Annotated in this window: 18 protein-coding genes; 10 read left to right on the top strand and 8 right to left on the bottom strand. The window is 67.9% G+C overall.

The genetic code is table 11. The features are described 5' to 3' along the window. Positions 1-2: 2 nt before the first annotated feature. Entirely contained in the window at positions 3-1,103 is a 1,101-nt protein-coding gene (locus G3W89_RS10545) for a glycosyltransferase WbsX family protein (RefSeq protein WP_162574031.1), read from the bottom strand. Positions 1,104-1,362: 259 nt separating this feature from the next. Here G3W89_RS10545 and G3W89_RS10540 point away from each other — a divergent pair, with 259 nt between their 5' ends. After that, positions 1,363-2,760 (top strand): FAD-containing oxidoreductase, encoded by a 1,398-nt coding sequence (locus G3W89_RS10540; RefSeq protein WP_162574030.1) that lies wholly within the window; start codon positions 1,363-1,365, stop codon positions 2,758-2,760. Between the two features lie 376 nt (positions 2,761-3,136). On the opposite strand, the gene G3W89_RS10535 is transcribed toward G3W89_RS10540, so the two are convergent. The 3 genes from G3W89_RS10535 to G3W89_RS10525 all read right to left on the bottom strand — a co-directional run bounded on the left by G3W89_RS10535 (position 3,137) and on the right by G3W89_RS10525 (position 6,002). Further along, a complete protein-coding gene (locus tag G3W89_RS10535; protein ID WP_162574029.1) occupies positions 3,137-4,108 on the bottom strand; it encodes a Bug family tripartite tricarboxylate transporter substrate binding protein in 972 nt (323 codons plus the stop codon). Positions 4,109-4,164: 56 nt separating this feature from the next. Further along, positions 4,165-4,533 carry an AtuA-related protein gene (locus tag G3W89_RS10530; protein WP_162577421.1) on the bottom strand — a complete coding sequence of 123 codons (369 nt, stop codon included), beginning with the start codon at positions 4,531-4,533 and terminating at the stop codon, positions 4,165-4,167. Between the two features lie 83 nt (positions 4,534-4,616). After that, positions 4,617-6,002 (bottom strand): acyclic terpene utilization AtuA family protein, encoded by a 1,386-nt coding sequence (locus tag G3W89_RS10525; protein WP_162574028.1) that lies wholly within the window; start codon positions 6,000-6,002, stop codon positions 4,617-4,619. A 106-nt stretch (positions 6,003-6,108) separates the two neighbouring features. Between G3W89_RS10525 and G3W89_RS10520 the strand changes: the two genes are divergently transcribed. Both G3W89_RS10520 and G3W89_RS10515 read left to right on the top strand, forming a co-directional pair. Next, positions 6,109-7,023, top strand: a complete 915-nt coding sequence (locus G3W89_RS10520; protein ID WP_443083203.1) for a LysR family transcriptional regulator — start codon at positions 6,109-6,111, stop codon at positions 7,021-7,023. Between the two features lie 143 nt (positions 7,024-7,166). Continuing rightward, the gene (locus tag G3W89_RS10515) at positions 7,167-8,651 is read left to right on the top strand and encodes a nucleobase:cation symporter-2 family protein (protein ID WP_162574026.1); all 1,485 of its coding nucleotides are present in this window, start codon (positions 7,167-7,169) and stop codon (positions 8,649-8,651) included. Positions 8,652-8,655: 4 nt separating this feature from the next. Here the strand turns inward: G3W89_RS10515 and G3W89_RS10510 are convergent, their stop codons facing one another. Beyond that, positions 8,656-9,513 carry an aldo/keto reductase gene (locus tag G3W89_RS10510; RefSeq protein ID WP_162574025.1) on the bottom strand — a complete coding sequence of 286 codons (858 nt, stop codon included), beginning with the start codon at positions 9,511-9,513 and terminating at the stop codon, positions 8,656-8,658. A gap of 257 nt (positions 9,514-9,770) precedes the next feature. Between G3W89_RS10510 and G3W89_RS10505 the strand changes: the two genes are divergently transcribed. Continuing rightward, a complete protein-coding gene (locus G3W89_RS10505) occupies positions 9,771-10,229 on the top strand; it encodes a GAF domain-containing protein (protein ID WP_162574024.1) in 459 nt (152 codons plus the stop codon). 40 nt (positions 10,230-10,269) lie between these two features. Here the strand turns inward: G3W89_RS10505 and G3W89_RS10500 are convergent, their stop codons facing one another. After that, complete coding sequence (locus G3W89_RS10500) at positions 10,270-11,202, bottom strand: LysR substrate-binding domain-containing protein (protein WP_162574023.1); 933 nt, start codon at positions 11,200-11,202, stop codon at positions 10,270-10,272. A gap of 108 nt (positions 11,203-11,310) precedes the next feature. On the opposite strand from G3W89_RS10500, the gene G3W89_RS10495 reads away from it, so the two are divergent. Both G3W89_RS10495 and G3W89_RS10490 read left to right on the top strand, forming a co-directional pair. Beyond that, positions 11,311-12,399: a tartrate dehydrogenase gene (locus tag G3W89_RS10495; protein WP_162574022.1), complete on the top strand. Its 1,089-nt coding sequence runs from the start codon at positions 11,311-11,313 to the stop codon at positions 12,397-12,399. Between the two features lie 61 nt (positions 12,400-12,460). Continuing rightward, positions 12,461-13,456: a Bug family tripartite tricarboxylate transporter substrate binding protein gene (locus G3W89_RS10490; protein ID WP_162574021.1), complete on the top strand. Its 996-nt coding sequence runs from the start codon at positions 12,461-12,463 to the stop codon at positions 13,454-13,456. 19 nt (positions 13,457-13,475) lie between these two features. Here G3W89_RS10490 and G3W89_RS10485 read toward each other — a convergent pair whose 3' ends face one another. Both G3W89_RS10485 and G3W89_RS10480 read right to left on the bottom strand, forming a co-directional pair. Further along, the gene (locus G3W89_RS10485) at positions 13,476-13,931 is read right to left on the bottom strand and encodes a carboxymuconolactone decarboxylase family protein (protein WP_162574020.1); all 456 of its coding nucleotides are present in this window, start codon (positions 13,929-13,931) and stop codon (positions 13,476-13,478) included. Positions 13,932-14,001: 70 nt separating this feature from the next. After that, positions 14,002-15,189, bottom strand: a complete 1,188-nt coding sequence (locus tag G3W89_RS10480; RefSeq protein WP_162574019.1) for an MFS transporter — start codon at positions 15,187-15,189, stop codon at positions 14,002-14,004. A 112-nt stretch (positions 15,190-15,301) separates the two neighbouring features. On the opposite strand from G3W89_RS10480, the gene G3W89_RS10475 reads away from it, so the two are divergent. The 4 genes from G3W89_RS10475 to paoC all read left to right on the top strand — a co-directional run bounded on the left by G3W89_RS10475 (position 15,302) and on the right by paoC (position 20,297). Then, positions 15,302-16,294 carry a GlxA family transcriptional regulator gene (locus tag G3W89_RS10475; protein ID WP_162574018.1) on the top strand — a complete coding sequence of 331 codons (993 nt, stop codon included), beginning with the start codon at positions 15,302-15,304 and terminating at the stop codon, positions 16,292-16,294. A 125-nt stretch (positions 16,295-16,419) separates the two neighbouring features. Beyond that, positions 16,420-17,073: an aldehyde dehydrogenase iron-sulfur subunit PaoA gene (gene paoA / locus G3W89_RS10470; RefSeq protein WP_162574017.1), complete on the top strand. Its 654-nt coding sequence runs from the start codon at positions 16,420-16,422 to the stop codon at positions 17,071-17,073. Beyond that, positions 17,070-18,080 (top strand): FAD binding domain-containing protein, encoded by a 1,011-nt coding sequence (locus tag G3W89_RS10465; RefSeq protein ID WP_162574016.1) that lies wholly within the window; start codon positions 17,070-17,072, stop codon positions 18,078-18,080. Before paoA ends, G3W89_RS10465 begins: the two co-directional genes overlap by 4 nt. Positions 18,081-18,083: 3 nt before the next feature. Further along, positions 18,084-20,297, top strand: coding sequence for an aldehyde oxidoreductase molybdenum-binding subunit PaoC (paoC, locus tag G3W89_RS10460; RefSeq protein WP_162574015.1), 2,214 nt, complete (start codon positions 18,084-18,086; stop codon positions 20,295-20,297). Positions 20,298-20,383: the final 86 nt, after the last annotated feature.

Raw genomic sequence — 20,383 nt, 5'->3', positions numbered from 1 at the left:
GCTCAGACGCTGGCGTTGCGAGCGACGACCGAGTGGATGGCCTCCAGATAGGCCGTGCCCATGTCCTCGTCCGGCTCCAGGTAGGTGCCCTCCGCCCATTCGTTCCAGGCATTGATGAAGATGAAGCGGGCTCCAGCTTCGCTGGCTCTCTCGTAAAGCTGCGAGAAGCCGCTGCGGAATGTGTCGACGTCCACGTTGCGCATGACCAGGCTCGTGTCCAGTTGCCTGCGCGGACTGTTGTCCCAGTCGACGAATGCGCCCGGGTACTGGTCCGGCCGCACGGGACGGCTGGCAAGCGTCCGCCACATCGCACGGTAGTCCCTGCTCCGCGGCGCGTAGGGTCCCCGTCCAAGATAGCGCCAGCACAGCCGGCTCGCCCCATTCACGAGCTTCTCGGACACTCTCAGGTGCACCGGCAGGTGCGCCTGCGTGTAGAAGGGCTCGAACTCGGCGTAGGCGTCGAAAAGATGACTGCGCTCGTCGCGGCCGAACACCGTCAGCATGCTCACGACGTGCAGCCCGGGGAAGCCGCTCTTCACCGCCAAATTGCGCCAGCAATCCAGCATGTCGCCGCACTCGGCGATGCTCGCGCTGCGGTAGATGAGGATCACCGGGCAGCCGTCCACCAGGATGTAGCGCGGGTCTCTGAATGACTTCTCGAGATAGCGGAAGTGCGCCTCCCAATGGCTCTTGTCGCCATAGCTCTGCGGCATCAGGACGTGGCGGTCGCCGCCGTCCCAGACACGCGTCCAGGGTTCGTTGGCCCAGGCCACGCAAAACGGGAAGTCGGGCGCACCGCGCCGCAGCATCGTCTCCAGCGGCCGTTCCAGCAACTGGCGGCCCGCGAACCAATAGTGGTAGTAGCAGAAGCCGCCCAGTCCGTGCGCCTTGGCAAGCTCGGCCTGCCAGTCCTGCGTGCCGGGATCCGACAGGTCGTAATAGTGGCCGTGCAGCGGCACGCGGGGCTGTCGGTGCCCGTGAAAACCCGGTCGCGCCTTCCTGACGTTGGTCCATTCAGTGAAGCCTTCGCCCCACCATTGGTCGTTTTCCGGGATGCGATGAAATTGCGGCAACAGGAATGCCAGCAGCTGTGGACTGCTCAAGAGCGCCTCATGTGTTCAGTGCCTTCAGGCGGAATCTGGGGGATTTCATCCTGACGCAAGCGGCAGCAGGCAGCGCTTCGCAGGAGTAAGTTTCGCCTGTAGGCCGACGCCTACGGGTCGGGAGGCAAACGGCGACCACCGGCACCGCGCGCGAGAAGCTGCTGGGCGACTTCCACAATGCGCAGGGGCCGGACCGGCAGCTGGATCTGGTCAAGGCGCTGCTGGCCTGAGACACTGCGCGCGTCCCAAGGAGATGCACATGGACGAGCCATTCGACGCCATCGTCATCGGCAGCGGCCAGGCCGGCCCCGCGCTGGCCGATCGCCTTTCGCAGGCCGGCCAACGCGTCGCGGTGGTGGAACGCCATCGCTTCGGCGGCACCTGCGTCAACACCGGCTGCATCCCGACCAAGGCGATGGTGGCGAGCGCGCACGTGGCGGCGCTGCTGCATCGAAGCGAGGAATACGGCATCTCGATCCGGGGCGAGGCCGCGGTGGACTTCGGCGCCGTGATGGCGCGCAAGAGCCGGATCTCCGGGAAGTCGAGCGAAAACGTCGAGACGTGGCTGCGCGGCATGCCGGGCGTCACCGTGATCCAGGGCCATGCGTGTTTCGAAGCGCCTGGCACAGTCCGCGTGGCCGACCGGCTGCTGCGCAGCGAGCGCATCTTCGTGAACGTGGGCGGGCGCGCGAGCGCGCTGGCGCCCGACATCCGCAACGGCGTGGACGTGCTGAACAACTCGTCGTTGATGGCCCTCGACCGCCTGCCCGAGCACCTGGGCGTGGTCGGCGGCAGCTACGTGGGGCTGGAGTTCGCGCAGATGTTCAGGCGCTTCGGCTCGCGTGTGACGGTTCTGCAGCGTGGGGCGCAGATCGTGCCGCGCGAGGACGCCGACGTGGCGGCTGCCTTGCAGGAGATCCTCCAGCGCGAGGGCATCGAGATCCGCACCGGCACCGAATGCTTCGCGCTGCGGCGCGAGGGCGAGCGCATTGCGGCGCGCTGGCGCTGCGGCGATGACCAGGACGAGATCCTGTGCACGCACGTGCTCAACGCCACCGGTCGCCGGCCCAATACCGACGACCTCGGGCTCGAGCGTGCGGGCGTCAAGGTCGACGAGCGCGGCTTCATCGAGGTCGACGACCAGCTCCGCACCTCGGTGGAAGGCATCTGGGCGCTCGGCGAATGCAACGGCCGCGGCGCCTTCACGCACACGGCCTACAACGACTTCGAGATCGTCGCCGCCAACCTGCTCGACGCCGATGCGCGGCGCGTGACCGATCGCATTCCCGCCTATGCGCTCTACACCGATCCGCCGCTTGCACGCATCGGCATCACGGTGGGCGAGGCGCTGCGCTCGGGACGGCCGACGCTCATCGGTGAGCGCCCCATGTCCCGCGTCGGGCGCGCGGTGCAGAAGGGCGAGGAGCAAGGCTTCCTGCGCGTGCTGGTGGATGCGCAGACGCGCCACCTGGTGGGCGCAACGCTGCTGGGCGTGGAGGCCGACGAGGCGGTGCATGCGCTGCTGACGCTGATGTACGCACGGCAGCCGGTGTCGACCCTGCAGCGGGCGGTGTTCATTCATCCCACCGTCTCGGAGTTGCTGCCCACCGTGCTCGGGGCACTGCGGCTGCTGGAGGCACCTGCAGCGCAGGAGTGAGCGGCCGAATCAGGGCGTGCTCTGGGCATGCATGTTCGACCGTGTCTTTGCTCGGTAACGCGCCTTGTCAGCGCGTGATTTATTTGTTAGCCGCGCTTGTGGCTAAGTTCTTAACCGTCAAGCTCCGACGCACCCTCCGCCAGAGGGAAATTTATCCCCCGGCCCCGTGGATAACGTTGTGGAAAACCCAGAGGGCAACTCATCCGTGCGAGGCCCCACGGGCGTTCCGACGGAATGCCCGCCAAACAGGCATCCGTGGACGCGGAGCGACGCAACCGCCTCACACCACCGATCTGACGCCCTGTTTAGTGAACTTAAGTATTCGCGGATTCTTACAAGTGCAGACAAAAAGAACCCTTGAGAAACAAAGGTGCGTCTACTCGGCCTCGATGCCCGCGGCCTTCACGATGCGGCCCCACTTCTGCGATTCAGCCGCCTGGAACTTCGCCAGTTCCTCGGGCGTGCTGGTGAACACCTCGGTGCCCGTCGGCTCGTAGAAGGCCTTCTTCGCGGCATCGCTCTTCGCCGCCTTCACCAGCAGCTCGTTCAGCCGCTTCACCACCGCAGGCGGCGTCTTCGCGGGCGCGTAGGCAGCGAACCAGTAGCCCATCTCGTAGCCCTTCACGCCGGCCTCCGCGATGGTGGGCACGTCGGGCGCCAGCGGCGAGCGCGCGGCGCTGGAGACGCCGAGCGCGCGCAGCTTGCCGGCCTTGACCTGCGGCAACCCGGTCGCGGTGTCGGTGATCATCATGTCGATCTGCCCGCCGAGCAGGTCCGTCACCGCCAGCGGGTTGCTCTTGTACGGCACGTGCAGCAGCTTGATGCCGGCCAGCTGCTGCAGCAGCTCGCCCGCCATGCGGCTCGACGAGCTGCCGCTGCCGAAGCTGTGCTTGCCCGGCTCCTTCTTCGCGAGCGCCACGAACTCGGCCACCGTCTTGGCCGGGAAGTCGGGCCGCACCACCATGATCTGCCCGCCCTTGCCGAGCGCTGCCACCGGCGCGTAGTCCTTCACGGGGTCGTAGGGCAGCTTCTTGAACAGGTGCTCGTTCGCGGCATGCGTGGTGTTGGTGGTGATCAGCACCGTGTAGCCGTCGGGCGCGGCCTTGGCGACCTGCTGCGAGGCGATGAAGCCGCTCGCGCCGGCCTTGTTGTCGATCACCACCGGCTGCTTCGTCTCGGCGGTGACGCCGTTGCCGAGTGCGCGGGCGATCTGGTCGGTTGCGCTTCCGGCTGCAAAAGGCACGACGAAGGTGATGGGCTTCTCGGGGTAGCCCTGGGCCGCGGCGCCGCCTGCGGCCAGCAGCGCGGCGAGGGCCAGCGGAAGGAATGGCAATCGGAATCGGATCATGCTTGTTGTCTCCTGGGTCGTCGTTGATGGGGATGGAATAAGAAATGGAGCGGCGCTCAGCCCCCGGGCGGCCCGGCGAGCCGGTGCCGCAGCGCATCGGGCACCTCGAGCCACATGTCCAGCAGCAGGAAGGACAGTGCCTTGCCGTGCGCATCGAGATTGAGCGCATCGTTGACGCCGCCGTCGAGCACGCCGTCGAGCACGAAGTTCATCGCGCCGAGCCGCGGCAGCAAGAAGCGCTGCACGCGGCTGGGCGCGCGGTGGCGGAACTGCGCGGCCACGGCCTCGGGCGTGATCTGCTCGACCAGCAATGGGTAGAGCTCGGGGTGCCAGGCGATCACGCTGATGTTGGAGCGGTCGCCCTTGTCGCCGGTGCGGCCATGGGCGGCGCGGAACAGCGGCACACGGTGCAACGGCTGCGTCACTGGAGTACCTTCGCCTTCGGCTACGGTGCTATTCGCCTTCGGAACGGCCGTGCGGCTCACTGGAGTACCTTCGCCTTCGGCGCTCATGGCTGCTCCTCTGTCAGCATCTCGAAGCGCACCGGCACCTGCTCGCGCGGCAGCAGGCACGAGTGGATGTTGAGGCGCGGGGTGAGCGCGGTGCGCACGCCGCCGCCGCCGGCCGGGCCGCAGGTGTAGAGCGCCATGACCTCGCGCGTCAGCCGCTCGGCCTGCGCGCGCTCGTCGTGCACCGCCGCCACGCGCAGCCGCACGTCGCGCGCGTCACCTGTGGGGGTGGCCGCCATTGCGCGGCCGAGGTCGTCGGCCAGGATGCTGATGGCGCCGATCAAATCGACGCGCAATTCCAGCCCCGCGAGACGGCTGCGCAGGATGTCGGCCGCCAGCCGGGCCCGGGCCTCGGCGCGCGCGCCGGCATAGGAGATTTCGCCCTCCGCCAGCCAGCCGCCCTCGTAGCAGACGTTGACCTTGTACTGCCCGGGGCGCGGATGACCGCGCACGCCGGACAGCATGACGCGATCCGTGCCGGCGGCACGCACCTCGGCCTCTCCGATGTCGGCCACCACGTCGGGCGTGAGATAGGCGGCAGGATCGTGCACTTCGTAGAGCAGTTGCTCCTTCACCGTGGCCTCGCTCACGAAGCCGCCGGTGCCCTCGGCCTTGCCGAGCGTGCAACCGCCATCGGACGCGATCTCGGCGATGGGGAAGCCGATGGAATCCAGTCCCGGCACATCCTTGTAGCCCGGGTCGGCGAAGTAGCCGCCGCAGACCTGCGCGCCGCATTCGAGCAGATGGCCCGCCATCGTGGCGCGGCCGAGGCGCTCCCAGTCGTCGGCGCGCCAGCCGAAATGCGACATCGCCGGCCCGACCGTGAGCGACGGATCGGCCACGCGCCCGCAGACCACGATCTGCGCGCCGGCATCGAGCGCGGCGGCGATCGGTTCCGCGCCGATGTACGCGTTGGCGCTGACCACGCGCATCCCGTCCATCGCAGCGCCCAGTTGCTCGCGCAACAAGGCGCGATGTTCGCTGCCGGAGAGATCGTCGCCCTCCACCACGGCAACGCGCGGTGTCGGTGCGCCGAGCTCGCGGGCCAGCCGGGCAATGCGGCGCGCCGCCGCACGCGGGTTGGCGGCGCCGAAGTTGCTGACGATGCGGATGCCATGCGCGAGGCAGCGCGCGAGCACAGGGCGCAGCATGGCGTCGAGCAGCGGCTCGTAGCCTGCTTCGGGATCGGCGCGGCGGCGCAGCTGCGCCAGGGCCAGTGTGCGCTCGGCCAGCGTCTCGAAGATGAGGAAGGCGCGCTGGCCCGCGGGACCATTGGCGAGCCGGGCGACGAGCGTATCCACCACGGCGCCCGCGGCGTCGGTGCGGTCGCCGGAGAAGCCCGCGGCGCAGCCGATCAGCAGGTTGGGTACAGGCGATGGGCGCATGTGTATCTCATGTTGTGAGAGTGAATGTAGGCATTCCACAGTCATCCGTAAAATTGAAACTTCGGATTGGCCCATTCGAATTTCAGATCAATAGAGGAACAGACGGATCATGGCCGCCACGGATCTCTCCACCCGCCAGCTGCGTGCCTTCGTGGCGCTGGTCGATCTGCCCAACTTCACGCGCGCCGCGCAGGCCTGCCATCTCTCGCAGCCGGCCTTCAGCACGCTGATCCGCGCCCTCGAGCAGGAGGTAGGTGCGAGGCTGTTCGATCGCAACACGCGCAGCGTGCAGCTCACGGCCGAGGGCCGCCTGTTCGAGGCCTCGGCGCGGCGTCTTCTCGCCGATGTCGAACGCGCGATCGGCGATCTCGGCGATCACGTGGAGCGGCGCAAGGGCCGCGTGCACGTCGCCGCCCTTCCCTCGCTGGCGGCCGGCTGGCTGCCCACGCTGTTCTCGGACTTCCATGCGCAATGGCCCGGCATCGAGCTCCAGCTGAGCGACCAGCTGTCGGACGCCTGCATCGACCTCGTGCGCGGCGGCCAGGCCGACTTCGCCCTCGCGGCTGCAGGCAGCCGCGCGGCCGACAGCGCGGAGCTGCGCATGCGCGTGCTGTGCACCGACCGCTTTCACCTGGTGTGCCGCGCCGACCATCCCCTGGCGACCGAGCCACGGCTCACGCTGCGCAAGCTGCAGCCCTTCTCCTTCATTCACATGACACGCAACAGCAGCGTGCGGCAGGCGCTCGAGGTCGCACTGCATCCCTTGGCGATGAACACCGTGCTGGAGGTCGAGCAGCTGGCCACCGTGATGGGCATGGTCGAGGCGGGCCTGGGCATCAGCGTGGTGCCCACCCTCACGCTCTACCAGTTCAGGCGCGAGACGATCGCCATCCGGCCGCTGCCGCTGCCGCAGCTCACGCGGCGCATCTACCTGGTGCAGCGGCGCGAGGGCAGCCTGTCGGCCGCCGCGCGTGGGTTCCATGACATGGTGGTCGAGCGGCTGGGTTCGCTGTCGGTCTGACCATGGGTGGGCGCCATCCGGAACTCGGGGTTTTCCGCCATACGGTCGCACCCATATTTTGTATACAGTTTGGCGTACACACCTGTGAGCCGCCGAAGACAAGCCGGCTCGCCCGTTCGCCATCCGCGCCAGGAGCTTCCTGCATGACTGCTTCCACTTCCTCCGTCCATCCCGTCGACGAGCGCCTGCCAGCCGGCAAGCTCACCGTCCTTGGCCTGCAGCACGTGCTGGTGATGTACGCCGGCGCGGTGGCCGTGCCGCTCATCGTCGGCCGCGCGCTCAAGCTCAGCCCCGACGAGGTCGCGCTGCTGATCTCGGCCGACCTGTTCTGCTGCGGCATCGCGACGCTCATCCAGGCGCTGGGCGCCACGCAATGGTTCGGCATCAAGCTGCCGGTGATGATGGGCGTGACCTTTGCCTCGGTCGCGCCCATGGTCGCGATCGCGAACGCCAACCCCGGCCAGAACGGGGCGCAGCTGCTGTTCGGCGCCATCATCGGCGCGGGGGTGATCTCGATCCTCATCGCGCCGCTGGTGTCGCGCATGCTGCGCTTCTTTCCGCCGGTGGTCACCGGCACCATCATCGCGGTGATCGGCATCAGCCTGATGCGCGTGGGCATCAACTGGATCTTCGGCAACCCCGTGGGCCCGACGGCGCCGGCGCTGGTCGACCCGGTCTACGCCAAGTGGCTGGCCGAGGTCACCTCACCCGGCAGCTCGGTGCCGCCGATCCCCAAGGGCCTGTCCATCGTGCCTTCGGTCCCGAACCCCAGGTACGCCGATCTGGGCGGCCTGGGCATCGCTGCGCTGGTGCTCGTGTCGATCCTGATGATCGTCAAATACGCAAAGGGCTTCGTCGCCAACATCTCGGTGCTGCTGGGCATCGTGATCGGCGCCGTCGTCGCCACCCTCTTCGGCTTCATGACCTTCGAGAAGGTGGCAAAAGCCGCATGGGTCGACGTGGTGCTGCCCTTCCACTTCGGCATGCCGCAGTTCGACCCGATCCTCATCCTCACCATGACGCTGATCATGATCGTGGTGATGATCGAGTCCACCGGCATGTTCCTCGCGCTCGGCGAGATGACCGGCCGCAGCATCGGCCAGAAGGACCTGGCACGCGGCCTGCGAACCGACGGGCTGGGCACGCTGATCGGCGGCGTGTTCAATACCTTCCCTTACACGAGCTTCTCGCAGAACGTCGGGCTGGTGGCCGTCACCGGCATCAAGAGCCGCTTCGTCTGCGTGGCCGGCGGGGTGATCTTGATCGTGCTGGGCCTGCTGCCCAAGGTGGCGGCGCTGGTCGAATCACTGCCGACGGTGGTGCTGGGCGGCGCGGGCCTGGTGATGTTCGGCATGGTCGCGGCCACCGGCATCCGCATCCTCTCGGGCGTGGACTTCAAGGGCAACCGCCACAACGCGATGATCGTCGCGGTGTCGATCGGCGTCGGCATGATTCCGCTGATCGCGCCCAACTTCAAGCAGTGGATGCCGCATGCGATCCACTCGCTGGTGGAATCCGGCATTCTCCTGGCGTCGATCGCGGCGGTGCTGCTGAACGTGTTCCTCAACGGCGCGAAGCATGACGAGGCTGCAGTGATCGCGGCGGCCAAGCAGGCCGAGGCGCACTGAGGATTCAGATCATCGCCAGCGGCTTCTTGCGCCTCGGGGGCGGGTGCAGGCGGTCGATCTCCGCGAGGACGTCCGCGCTCAGCTGCAGGTCGGCGGCAGCCAGGTTCTCGCGCAGATGCGCTTCGCGCCCGGCTTTCGGGATGGCCGCGACGCCGGGCTGCGCGATCACCCAGGCCAGTGCGAGCTGCGCCGCGGTGACGCCCAGCCGCCCGGCCATCTTCTGGAGTGCCGCGTCTGCGGCCAGTGCGCCCTGGTCGATCGGGCTGTAGGCCATCATCGGCATGCCGCGCTGGCGTTGCCACGGCAGCAGGCTGAACTCCGGCCCGCGCTCGCTCATCGAGAAATAGACCTGGTTCGCCGCGCAGTCGGCCGTCTCGCCGCAGACCGTGGCCAGCTCCTCCATGTCATCGGTGTCGAAGTTGCTGACGCCCCAGTGGGCAATGCGACCATCGGCCACGAGCTCGCGCATCGCCTCGCAGGTTTCGGCCAGCGGATGCTCGCCGCGCCAGTGCAGCAGGTAGAGGTCGATGCGATCCAGTCCGAGCCGCGCCAGGCTGCGCGCGCAGGCAGCCGGCGTGCCCTTGCGGCTGGCGTTGTGCGGATAGACCTTGCTGACGACGAAGAGCTGCTCGCGCGCCACGTCGCCGGCGCGAAGCGCCTCGGCGATGGCCTGGCCCACCACGTCCTCGGCACCGCCCTCGCCGTACATCTCGGCCGTGTCGATGAGGCGGTAGCCCATCGCGATGGCCGAGCGCACCGCGGCGACTTCCGCGCGCCGCTCGGAGGGGTCCTCGCCGAAGCGCCAGGTGCCCAGGCCGAGGACGGGGAGTCGGCCGCCGGCGGGAATCTCGAGAGTCCGCATGGCATGTTCACTCAAAAGAATCGATGGTAAGCCGCCCGACCCTTCTGCGGTTTGGCTCCCTTCCCTCCGAGGGATGACTGGGGGGGGGCACCGGGCCTTCGGCTCCAGCCTCGAACCAGGCGCACGTGTACGACGGCGCCAGCTTCTTCGCTTTAAGCGGATGGAGGCATCGATGCAGGGGAGGCACTGACCGGGACAGCCCCCGGGGTTCGGGTAACTATCCATGTTCGAATCCTCGCCCGAGGCAAAATGAAGGCATGGCGTTGCCGCGCAACCTGGAGACGTTTTCGGCGGTCCTGCGTGCCGAGGGCCCGGCGGCGGCGCTTGGTTACCTGAACGAAGGCGTCCCGCACCGCTACAGCGCCGTCTACCGCTTCGCCGGCCCCATGCTGCGCAACGTCATGCTGCACGACAAGGCAGGCGAGATGCGGCCCGAGTTCCTCGTTGCGGTGCCCTTCGACAAAAGCTTCTGCCAGTTCGTTCTTCGCGACGGCTCGTTCCGCACGGACAATTCGGCAGCCGACCCGAGGCTCGAAGGTCACCCTTACCGGGGCGTGGTCGTTTCGTATCACAGCGTTCCGCTGACGACCTCGCCCGGCGAACTCTGGGGCACGCTCAGCCATTTCGACATGGTCCCTCTGCCGCTCTCCCCTGCCGAGTTCGAGCTTCTGCAGGGTGCCGCCAGGTTGCTGCCGGGTTTTCTTGCGGAAGCTTGAGCGGCGGCAAGGCAGAACCGCCATCTCCGGGAAGAGCCCGCTACGGGCTGACCGCGCCAGGCCCCAGCCGCGCGAATGCCTCCGACAAACAATCGACGAACAGCCGCACGCGCGATGACAGCTGGTGGCGCTGCGCGTAGACGGCGTAGATGTCTGCGCTCGGCGTCCGGTACTGCGGCAGGACTTCTACCAGGCGCCCGCTTGCCAGGTAGCGCGCGATGTCCCACTCGGCACGCATGACGATGCCGTGCCCATCGAGCGCCCAGCGCACCGCGATCTCGCCATCGTTGGTGGTCAGCGCGCCGCGGACCTTGATGGACTCGGTGTGCTCCCGACGCCCCTTGCCGCTCGCCAGGCGCCAGACCCCGTAGGCATCGTTGCCTTGGCGAATGCCGATGCAGTCGTGCCGCGCCAGATCGCTCGGCACCGCGGGCGTCCCCCGCTGCGCCAGGTACTTGGGCGCGGCGCACAGCAGCCGACGGTTCGGCGCCAGTCGCTTCGCGATCACCCGCGCGTCGGGCGGCTCGCCGAACCGGACACACACGTCGAAGGCATCCTCGGTGAGCGGCGGCGGGTCGGCGGACAACTGCAGCTGGACTTCCACGTCGGGGCAAAGGCGGCAGTAGCGCGAGATGACCGGCGCAACGTGCATGCGGCCGAAGCCCAGCGTTGCATTCACGCGCAGCAGGCCCTTGGGTGACGCCCTCCCCTTGGCCAGGAGTTGGTCCAGGTCGTCGAGCTCGCCGAGGATCCGGCGCGCATGTTCCAGGAACACCTCGCCCTCGGGCGTCAGGCTCAGCCGCCGCGTGGTCCGGTTGACCATCGGCATGCGAAGCCGCTGCTCCATCTGCGACAGGCGCTTGCTGACCGCCGCCGTGGAGACACCCAGGTTGCGCGCTGCGGCACTGAGGCTCCCGCCGGCCGCGATCTGCACGAAGAAGCCCAGTTCGGACGGTTGGATGCCCTGGTTCATGGTCTTGGATTGTTAACTTCAGGTTAATGGCGGATTGAATCTACCGCCGTGGTGCACACGCATGCAACCCTCAGAATCGGCCTCGAACAGACCAAGGATCAGGCCCAAATGAAAACGTACCGGATTGCAACCATTCCAGGCGACGGCATCGGCAAGGAAGTCGTGCCGGCCGGGCGGGAGGTGCTGGATGCAGTCGCTTCGGCGAGCAGCATCCACTTCGAGTTCGAGAACTTCGAATGGGGCGGCGACTACTTCCGCCAGCACGGCGTGATGATGCCGGACGACGGCCTGGATGCCCTGCGCGACAAGGACGCCATCCTGTTCGGCTCGGCGGGCGATCCGCACATTCCCGACCACATCACGCTCTGGGGCCTGCGCCTGAAGATCTGCCAGGGCTTCGACCAGTACGCCAATGTGCGTCCGACGCGCATCCTGCCGGGCATCGACGGCCCGCTGAAGCGTTGCGGACCGAACGACCTCGACTGGGTGATCGTTCGCGAGAACTCCGAGGGCGAGTATTCGGGTGTCGGCGGCCGCGTTCACCAAGGCCATCCGATCGAGGCTGCCACGGATGTCTCGATCATGACCCGGGCAGGGGTCGAGCGCATCATGCGCTTCGCCTTCAAGCTCGCGCAGTCGCGGCCTCGCAAGCTGCTGACCGTCATCACCAAGAGCAATGCCCAGCGGCACGCCATGGTGATGTGGGACGAGATCGCGCTGCAGGTCTCCAGGGAGTTTCCGGACGTCACCTGGGACAAGGAACTGGTGGATGCATCGACCGCGCGCATGATCAACCGCCCGGCCACGCTCGACACGATCGTCGCCACCAACCTGCACGCCGACATACTGAGCGACCTCGCCGCCGCGCTCGCAGGGAGCCTGGGCATCGCGCCGACCGGCAACATCGATCCCGAGCGCCGCTACCCCTCCATGTTCGAGCCGATCCACGGTTCGGCATTCGACATCATGGGCCAGGGACTGGCGAACCCGATCGGCACCTTCTGGTCGGTGGTGATGCTGCTGGAGCACCTGGGCGAAGCCGAGGCAGCCCGACGCGTCATGAACGCCATCGAAGCCGTCACGGCCGACCCTTCGCTCCATACCCGCGACCTGGGCGGCACGGCGACCACGGCGCAGGTCACGCAGGCCGTGTGCGCGCGACTCGCTTCCGCCAGTCAACAACGACACGCCGCGTGAAAGCGCCGAGCTCCCGGCAAGCCCGGATGAACGGCGCAGACAGTCAACCTGGAGACAAGAGATGAATCAACGAGTCCCGCTCAATCGCAGAATCCTCGCGAGCGCCGCCGTCGCTGCGCTTGGCCTTTCGCTGGCCCCGTGGGCCGCTGCCCAGGAGGCATGGCCGGCCAAGCCGATCAGCCTGATCGTGCCCTTTCCCGCGGGCGGCACGACCGATGTGCTGGCACGAGCGCTCGCCGACGCGCTGTCCAAGAGCCTGGGGCAGCCGGTGGTGGTCGAAAGCAAGCCGGGTGCAGGCGCCACGCTGGGCGCGGACTATGTCGCAAAGGCGAAGCCCGATGGCTATACGCTGCTGATGGGTGCGGTGCACCACACGATCGCGACCAGCGTCTACAAGAAGCTTCCCTACGACTTTCAGAAGGACCTCGCACCTGTCACGACGGTTGCCATGGTCCCCAATGTGCTGGTGGTCAACGCCGCGCTCACGCCTGCCAAGACCGTGGGCGAGCTGGTGGCGTTCGCCAAGACATCTCCCACGACCCTGGCGTACGGCTCCAACGGCAACGGCACCGCGCAGCACCTGATCGGCACCCAGTTCCAGGCCAGCACCGGCACGACGCTGCTGCACGTGCCTTACAAGGGCAGCGGGCCGCTCACGACCGACCTTCTCGGCGGCCAGGTGGCGATGTCCTTCGACACCATCACGCCGGTGCTTCAGCACATCAAGGGCGGAAAGCTGCGCGCGCTTGCGGTGACCACGGCCAAGCGCTCCGCCGTGCTGCCAGAGGTTCCAACCCTCGAGCAGGCCGGGCTGAAGGGATTCGACATCGGGACCTGGTTCGGCGTGCTCGCGCCGGCAAGCACCCCGAAGGACATCGTCGCGAAGCTGAACCGCGAGATGGTGAAGATCATCAGGTCGCCCGACTTCGGCGAGCGCATGAAGGCCATCGGGGCGGACCCGATCGGTGACAGCTCCGCCGAGATGGCTACGCGCATACGCGAAGAGACGGTGAAGTTCGCGCAGCTGGTGAAGGACGGCAAGGTCGTCGTCGAGTAGCCACGACGCCGGTGCCGCATCACGCCTCGAGCACGGCCGCGGGCGTGTTCCTGAAGCTGATCGCCATGCGGTTGTAGGCATTCATCACGCTGATCGCGATCGTGAGATCCACGAGTTCGCGCTCGCTGAAAGTCGCACGCGCGGCCTGGTAGGCCTCGTCGGGCACGCCGGTCTGTGCGACGCGCGTCACGGTTTCGGCCCAGGCCAGGGCAGCACGCTCGCGTTCGTCGAAGAGACTTCCGCCTTCGGCCCATGCCTGCACCAGTGCCAGTTTTTCGATCTTCAGCCCCTTCTTCAGCAGTTCGCGCGTGTGCATGTCGAGGCAGTAGGCGCAGTTGTTGATCTGCGAGACGCGCAGATAGACGAGGTCGACCAGGACGGGCGGGAGGCCGCTCTGCGTCACGTAGCCGTAGACGCCGCCGAGGGCCTTCGCGCCCGCGGGCGCGACCTGGTTGTAATCGAGGCGATTGCTCATTTCGGATCTCTTTTGCTTCGGTAAATTGCTTGCCGGTGTGGTGAGTGCGACGCACGCTGCGGGCGATCGGTCATGCAGCTCCAGGCGCGGTGCCGCGGACATGGACTGGTACGCGCCCCCGCCGGATGTAGAGCTGCGCCGCTTCGGCGAGCACGAACGCGATCGCGATCAGCCCCGCTCCGACGAGACTGAGGTATTGCGGGTCCATGTACAGGAGCACGACGCCGCCGATCACGCCTGAGCAGGCAAGCCCGCCATAGGTGGCCGTGTTGTTCAGGGCGAGCAGCAGCGGTGCGACTTCGGGGGCGATCTTCACGAGCCGGTGCTGCTGGGGCACGAGAAGGCCCCATCCGCACACGCCCCAGATCGCCAGTGCCACCAGGGCTCCCACCGGATTTGCGGCGGTCCATGGCAAGGCACAGAAGTTGAGGATTGCGATGCCCAGGCCCGCATTGATGATCCTGCGGCTGTCGAATCGATCGACCAGCCGGCCGGCCATCACGTTCCCGAGGGTGGCGGCGATGCCCCAGAACAGCAGCATGCCGGCGAGGACGCGTTCATCGCCGCCGGTCACGCGCCCCAGCACCAGCCCCGCGTAGGTATAGACCATCAGGAATCCCCCGAAGGCGAACAGCGAGGTCAGCAAGGTCAGCGCGATGCGGGCGTCGCGCACCGGCGCCAGCCGATCCCGCAAGGCGATGCGCGCAGGCTGGGGCACTGAGCGAAGCAGGGTCCAGACGCCGATCATCGACACGAGTCCCAGGAGTGCAACGAACCACAGGGTGGCTCTCCAGCTCCCGAACCCTCCGATGAAGGTGCCGATCGGCGCGCCCAGCGCCGTGGCCCCGGCCAGGCCGGCGGTCACGGTGGCGAGTGCGCGTCCGCGCCTCGCCGGCTCCGCGAGCGCTGAAGCCACGCCGAGTGCCGTGGGGGCGAACATGGCGGCACCCAGGCCCGCGATCACGCGGCTCAGCAGCACGGTGTTCAGGTCGGTCGCGAGGGCACTGATGACATTGCCCGCAACGAAGACCCCCAATGCCGAGACCAGCAGAACCTTGCGCGACCAGCCTCCGGCCAGTGCGGCCATCACGGGTGCCATGACGGCGTATGAAAGCGCGTAGACGGTCACCATCTGGCCAGCGAGGCTGACCGAGGTGTGCAGTGACTGGGCAACGCCCGGAAGGATTCCGGCGACAACGAAGTTGTCCGTTCCCATGGCGAACATGCCGAGTGCCAGCATGAGGAGTCGACGGTCCATATCGATCAACTTTCGGTGGTTTCGATGGAGAAGAGTCGTCAGAATAGGCGCCCTGGCCGATGTCTCAAATGTCATAAATACTGCTGATTCGAGACATGGCGGGGAGTGACACATGCACACCATCGGTTTCGTCGTATTCCCCAACTTCTACCTGCTGGGCTTTGCTGCCGTCACCGCCTTCGAGACGGCCAACCTCGTGGTCGATGAACCGGCCTACGAGGTAAGCCTGATCTCCGAAACGGGAGGGCTCGTCGCGGCTTCCGCAGGATTCCGCGTCGAAACCCAGCCTTTCGGCGACGCCGAGTTCGACACGGTCATGTTCGGCTCCGGCCTCGAGACCGACCTGAGCTCGCCCGGCCTGGTCGCCTTCGTCAAGCGCGCGCTCGCGACATCGAGACGGATCGCGGCGCCCTGCACCGGCGCCTTCCTCCTCGCCGAAGCGGGCGTATTGGACGGTCGCCGCGCCACGACCCACTGGCGGTTCGCGCGCGATCTGCAGCGCCGCTTTCCGAAGATCGCCGTCGAGGAAGACCAGATATTCGTCGTCGACGGGCCGATCTGGACCTCCGCGGGCATGGCGGCCACCATCGACCTGGCGCTTGCCATGATCGAGAAGGACTTCGGCAAGGACGTGTCCCGCACGGTTGCGCGCAAGCTCGTCGTGTATCACCGCCGCACGGGCGGCCAGTCGCAGTTCTCTGCACTGCTCGAACTCGAGCCGAAGTCCGACCGGATCCAGAAGGCCCTCGACTATGCGAACGCCCATCTGCGCGAAGCACTGCCCGTCGAAGACCTCGCGGACGTCGCAGGGCTCAGCCCGCGGCAGTTCAGCAGGGCCTTCAGCACCGAGACAGGCCAATCGCCGGCCAAGGCGGTCGAGCTGTTGCGCGTCGAAGCCGCGCGCCTGAGGCTCGAGCAAGGACGCCTCTCGATGGATGTGATCGCCGACGAGGTCGGCTTCGGCGATCGCGAACGCATGCGGCGCGCGTTCCTGCGCACGCTCGGGCAGCCGCCGCAGTCGATCCGCCGGTTGGGCAGGGAGCTTCGCGCCGGGTCGCACCCGGCCGAGACTGGCGAACTTGTCGCCCCGACTACTCAGGCGTGAGCGTGCGGCCTACAGGGCCGCCCCGCTCGACGAGATCATCCTCGCCCTCCTTGCGCCGGGGCCGGCGACGGGCCTTCGCGGCCGCAGGCTGTTTCGCGCCGCGCCAACCACGAGGATCGAACAACATGGACAGTCCAAGCGACCTGACCATCTCCCGCCGTGACCTGTTGATCGCGGGAGCGGCCACGGCAGCGACCACCGCCGTCCCCCCTGAAGCGAATGCCGCCACTGCCAATGCCAATGCGGCAGCAGCCAGCGGCGGGGTGCCGATGGCCAAGTTCTCCATCGAGGTGAATGGCACCGCCCGCCAGCTCGCACTCGACACGCGGACCACCCTGCTCGATGCCTTGCGCGAGCACCTGCACCTCACCGGCACCAAGAAGGGCTGCGACCACGGCCAGTGCGGCGCGTGCACCGTCCTGGTGGACGGCGTGCGGATCAACTCGTGCCTGACGCTCGCCGTGATGCATGAAGGCAGCAAGGTCACCACCATCGAAGGTCTCGGCACTCCCGCAAACCCGCACCCCCTGCAAGCCGCATTCGTCCGGCACGACGGGTATCAATGCGGCTACTGCACGCCGGGCCAGATCTGCTCGGCCGTGGGCGTGCTCGACGAGATCCGCCAAGGCATCCCCAGCCACGCCAGCGCAGACCTCATGGCGCGCCCGTTGCTTTCGGCCGACGAACTGCGCGAGCGCATGAGCGGCAACATCTGCCGCTGCGGTGCCTATTCGAACATCATCGAAGCGGTGTCCGAAGTGGCGGGAGTCAAGACATGAAGCCCTTCACCTACGAGCGCGCGAAATCGCCCGCAGAGGCGGCGGCGGCGGTCGCCCGCGACCCGGCCGCGAAGTTCATTGCCGGCGGCACCAACCTGCTCGACCTGATGAAGTTGCAGATCGAGGCGCCCACGCACCTGGTGGACGTGAACGGCCTCGCGCTGGACAAGATCGAGCCGACGGCTGAAGGCGGCCTTCGCATCGGCGCGCTGGTGCGCAACACGGCGCTCGCCGCGGACGAGCGCGTGCGGCGCGACTACGGCGTGCTCTCGCGGGCCCTGCTGGCGGGGGCCTCGGGCCAGCTGCGCAACAAGGCGACGACGGCCGGCAACCTGCTGCAGCGCACGCGCTGCCCGTACTTCTACGACACCGACCAGCCGTGCAACAAGCGCCAGCCGGGCAGCGGCTGCAGCGCGATCGGGGGCGTGAGCCGCACGGCCGCTCCGAAGGCGAACAGCACCGTAGCCGAAGGCGAAGGTACGCCAGTGACCCGCCAACTCGCGGTGATCGGAAGCAGCCAGGCCTGCATTGCCACGAATCCCAGCGACATGGCGGTGGCGATGCGCGTGCTCGACGCCACCGTCGAGACGGTACGTGCCGATGGCCGCGCACGCGTCATCCCGATCGCCGATTTCCACCGGCTGCCGGGCGACACCCCGCACATCGAGACGACGCTGGAGCGCGGCGAGCTGATCACCGCCGTCACGCTGCCCCGGCCGGCCGGCGGCACCCAGCTGTACCGCAAGGTGCGCGATCGCGCCTCCTATGCCTTCGCGCTCGTCTCCGTGGCCGCGGTCGTGCAGCGCAATGGCGCGGGGCGGATCGCGCTGGGTGGCGTGGCGCACAAGCCGTGGCGCGACGAAGCTGCCGATGCCGCGCTGCAGCAAGGCGCCGAGGCGGTGGCCGGCCGGCTGCTGGCCGGCGCGCAGCCCACGCAAGACAACGCATTCAAGCTGCCGCTGGCGGAGCGCACCATTGCCGCTGTCCTGGCACAAGCGAGGGGCTGAGCCATGAAGTTCGACACACCCGCCACCACCAATCCGATCGACCAGCTCAAGGTGATCGGCAAGCCGACGGACCGGATCGACGGCCCGCTCAAGACCACGGGCACGGCCCCTTACGCCTACGAGCGCCACGACGTGGCACCCGACGCGGCCTACGGAACCATCGTCGGGGCCGGCATCGCGAAAGGGCGCATCGCCTCGATGGACCTGCGCGCTGCACGGGCTGCACCCGGCGTGCTGGCCATCGTCACCGCGGAGAATGCCGGCAAGCTCGGCAAGGGCAACTTCAATACCGCCAAGCTGCTGGGCGGGCCGGAGATCGACCACTATCACCAGGCGGTCGCGCTGGTCGTCGCGAGGACCTTCGAGCAGGCGCGTGCCGCCGCGCAGCTGGTGCGCATCGAGTACACGCGCTCGGAAGGCCGCTTCGACCTGACCATGCAGAGGGAGTCGGCCCAGATGCCGAAGCCGACGGAGTTCGCCGGGCCGTCGGAAACGAAGGTGGGCGATTTCGCAGCCGCCTACGCCGCGGCCCCGGTGCAGCTCGACGCCGCGTACAGCACCCCCGACGAGTCGCACGCGATGATGGAGCCGCATGCCTCCATCGCGGCCTGGAAGGGCGACAAGCTCACGGTCTGGACCTCGAACCAGATGATCGACTGGGGCGTCGGCGACGTCGCGAAGACGCTCGGCATCCCCAAGGCCAATGTGCGGCTGGTCTCGCCCTTCATCGGTGGCGGCTTCGGCGGCAAGCTGTTCGTGCGCGCGGATGCGGTGCTGGCCGCGCTGGGCGCGCGCGCGGCACGGCGGCCCGTCAAGGTGGCGCTGCAGCGGCCACTGATGATGAACAACACCACGCACCGGCCCGCGACGCTGCAGCGCATCCGCATCGGCGCCACGCGCGACGGCAAGATCACGGCCATCGCCCACGAGGGCTGGTCCGGCGACCTGCCCGACGGCCAGGCCGAGACCGCCGTCAACCAGACGCGGCTGCTGTATGCGGGCGCGAACCGCCTGACGACCACGCGGCTGGCGGTGCTCGACCTGCCCGAGGGCAACGCGATGCGAGCGCCGGGCGAGGCGCCGGGCATGATGGCGCTCGAGATCGCGATGGACGAGATGGCCGAAAAGCTCGGCCTGGACCCCATCGAGTTCCGCGTCCTCAACGACACGCAGGTCGATCCCGAGAAGCCGGAGCGGCCCTTTTCCCAGCGCCAGCTCATCCAGTGTTTGCGCACCGGCGCAGAACGCTTCGGCTGGAATGCGCGCAACGCCCGGCCGGCCCAGGTTCGCGATGGGCAATGGCTGGTGGGCATCGGGGTGGCGGCGGCCTTCCGCAACAACCTGCTGACGAAGTCGGGCGCACGGGTGCGCCTGGACAACCGCGGCATCGTGACGGTGGAGACCGACATGACCGACATCGGCACCGGCTCGTACACGATCATCGCGCAGACCGCCGCGGAGACGATGGGCGTTCCGCTGCAGAAGGTGCTCGTGCGCCTTGGCGACTCGGCGTTCCCGGCCTCGGCCGGCTCTGGCGGGCAGTGGGGGGCCAACAATTCCACCTCGGGCGTCTACGCGGCCTGCATGAAGCTGCGCGAGGCGATCGTGCAGAAGCTCGGCATGGCGTCGTCGGCCGACGTGACGTTCACGGACGGCATGGTGCGCGCCGGCGATCGGGTGGTCCCGCTCGCGGAAGCCGCCGGACCGAGCGGCCTCGTGGCAGAGGACGCCATCGAATACGGCGACCTCGACAAGAAGTACCAGCAGTCGACCTTCGGCGCCCACTTCGTGGAAGCCGGCGTCGATGCCGGCACCGGCGAGATCCGGATCCGGCGCATGCTCGCCGTGTGCGCGTGCGGACGCATCCTGAATCCGAAGAGCGCGCGCAGCCAGGTGATCGGCGCGATGACGATGGGCGTCGGCGCCGCGCTGATGGAAGACCTCGCGCTCGATAAGCGCCGCGGCTTCTTCGTCAACCACGACCTCGCAGCCTACGAGGTGCCGGTGCATGCCGACATTCCGCACCAGGATGTGATCTTCCTGGACGAAACGGACCCGATCTCGTCGCCGATGAAGGCCAAGGGCGTCGCCGAACTCGGCATCTGCGGCGTCGCCGCGGCGGTGGCGAACGCCGTCTACAACGCGACCGGCGTCAGGGTGCGCGACTATCCCATCACGCTGGACAAACTGCTGGAACGCTTGCCGCGCGTGGCCTGACGCGCGGCGGGCATCGCCTTGGGCTCAGCGTTCGACGGTTCGCGGCGCAGCCTGGTAGCGCTGGCCGAACCGCAGGAACGCACGCG

The sequence above is a fragment of the Variovorax sp. PBL-H6 genome, assembly GCF_901827155.1.
Lineage (GTDB): Bacteria > Pseudomonadota > Gammaproteobacteria > Burkholderiales > Burkholderiaceae_C > Variovorax.
The sequence above is the reverse complement of the archived record's forward strand: the minus strand, read 5'-3'. Positions and strand labels throughout refer to the sequence as shown.

What these genes read in the sequence shown, in the direction of transcription:
- G3W89_RS10540 (WP_162574030.1), top strand. Translation starts at nt 1,363, where the DNA reads ATGGACGAGCCATTCGACGCCATCGTCATCGGCAGCGGCCAGGCCGGC.
- G3W89_RS10535 (WP_162574029.1), bottom strand. Translation starts at nt 4,108, where the DNA reads ATGATCCGATTCCGATTGCCATTCCTTCCGCTGGCCCTCGCCGCGCTG.
- G3W89_RS10525 (WP_162574028.1), bottom strand. Translation starts at nt 6,002, where the DNA reads ATGCGCCCATCGCCTGTACCCAACCTGCTGATCGGCTGCGCCGCGGGC.
- G3W89_RS10515 (WP_162574026.1), top strand. Translation starts at nt 7,167, where the DNA reads ATGACTGCTTCCACTTCCTCCGTCCATCCCGTCGACGAGCGCCTGCCA.
- G3W89_RS10510 (WP_162574025.1), bottom strand. Translation starts at nt 9,513, where the DNA reads ATGCGGACTCTCGAGATTCCCGCCGGCGGCCGACTCCCCGTCCTCGGC.
- G3W89_RS10505 (WP_162574024.1), top strand. Translation starts at nt 9,771, where the DNA reads ATGGCGTTGCCGCGCAACCTGGAGACGTTTTCGGCGGTCCTGCGTGCC.
- G3W89_RS10500 (WP_162574023.1), bottom strand. Translation starts at nt 11,202, where the DNA reads ATGAACCAGGGCATCCAACCGTCCGAACTGGGCTTCTTCGTGCAGATC.
- G3W89_RS10495 (WP_162574022.1), top strand. Translation starts at nt 11,311, where the DNA reads ATGAAAACGTACCGGATTGCAACCATTCCAGGCGACGGCATCGGCAAG.
- G3W89_RS10490 (WP_162574021.1), top strand. Translation starts at nt 12,461, where the DNA reads ATGAATCAACGAGTCCCGCTCAATCGCAGAATCCTCGCGAGCGCCGCC.
- G3W89_RS10485 (WP_162574020.1), bottom strand. Translation starts at nt 13,931, where the DNA reads ATGAGCAATCGCCTCGATTACAACCAGGTCGCGCCCGCGGGCGCGAAG.
- G3W89_RS10480 (WP_162574019.1), bottom strand. Translation starts at nt 15,189, where the DNA reads ATGGACCGTCGACTCCTCATGCTGGCACTCGGCATGTTCGCCATGGGA.
- G3W89_RS10475 (WP_162574018.1), top strand. Translation starts at nt 15,302, where the DNA reads ATGCACACCATCGGTTTCGTCGTATTCCCCAACTTCTACCTGCTGGGC.
- paoA (WP_162574017.1), top strand. Translation starts at nt 16,420, where the DNA reads ATGGACAGTCCAAGCGACCTGACCATCTCCCGCCGTGACCTGTTGATC.
- G3W89_RS10465 (WP_162574016.1), top strand. Translation starts at nt 17,070, where the DNA reads ATGAAGCCCTTCACCTACGAGCGCGCGAAATCGCCCGCAGAGGCGGCG.
- paoC (WP_162574015.1), top strand. Translation starts at nt 18,084, where the DNA reads ATGAAGTTCGACACACCCGCCACCACCAATCCGATCGACCAGCTCAAG.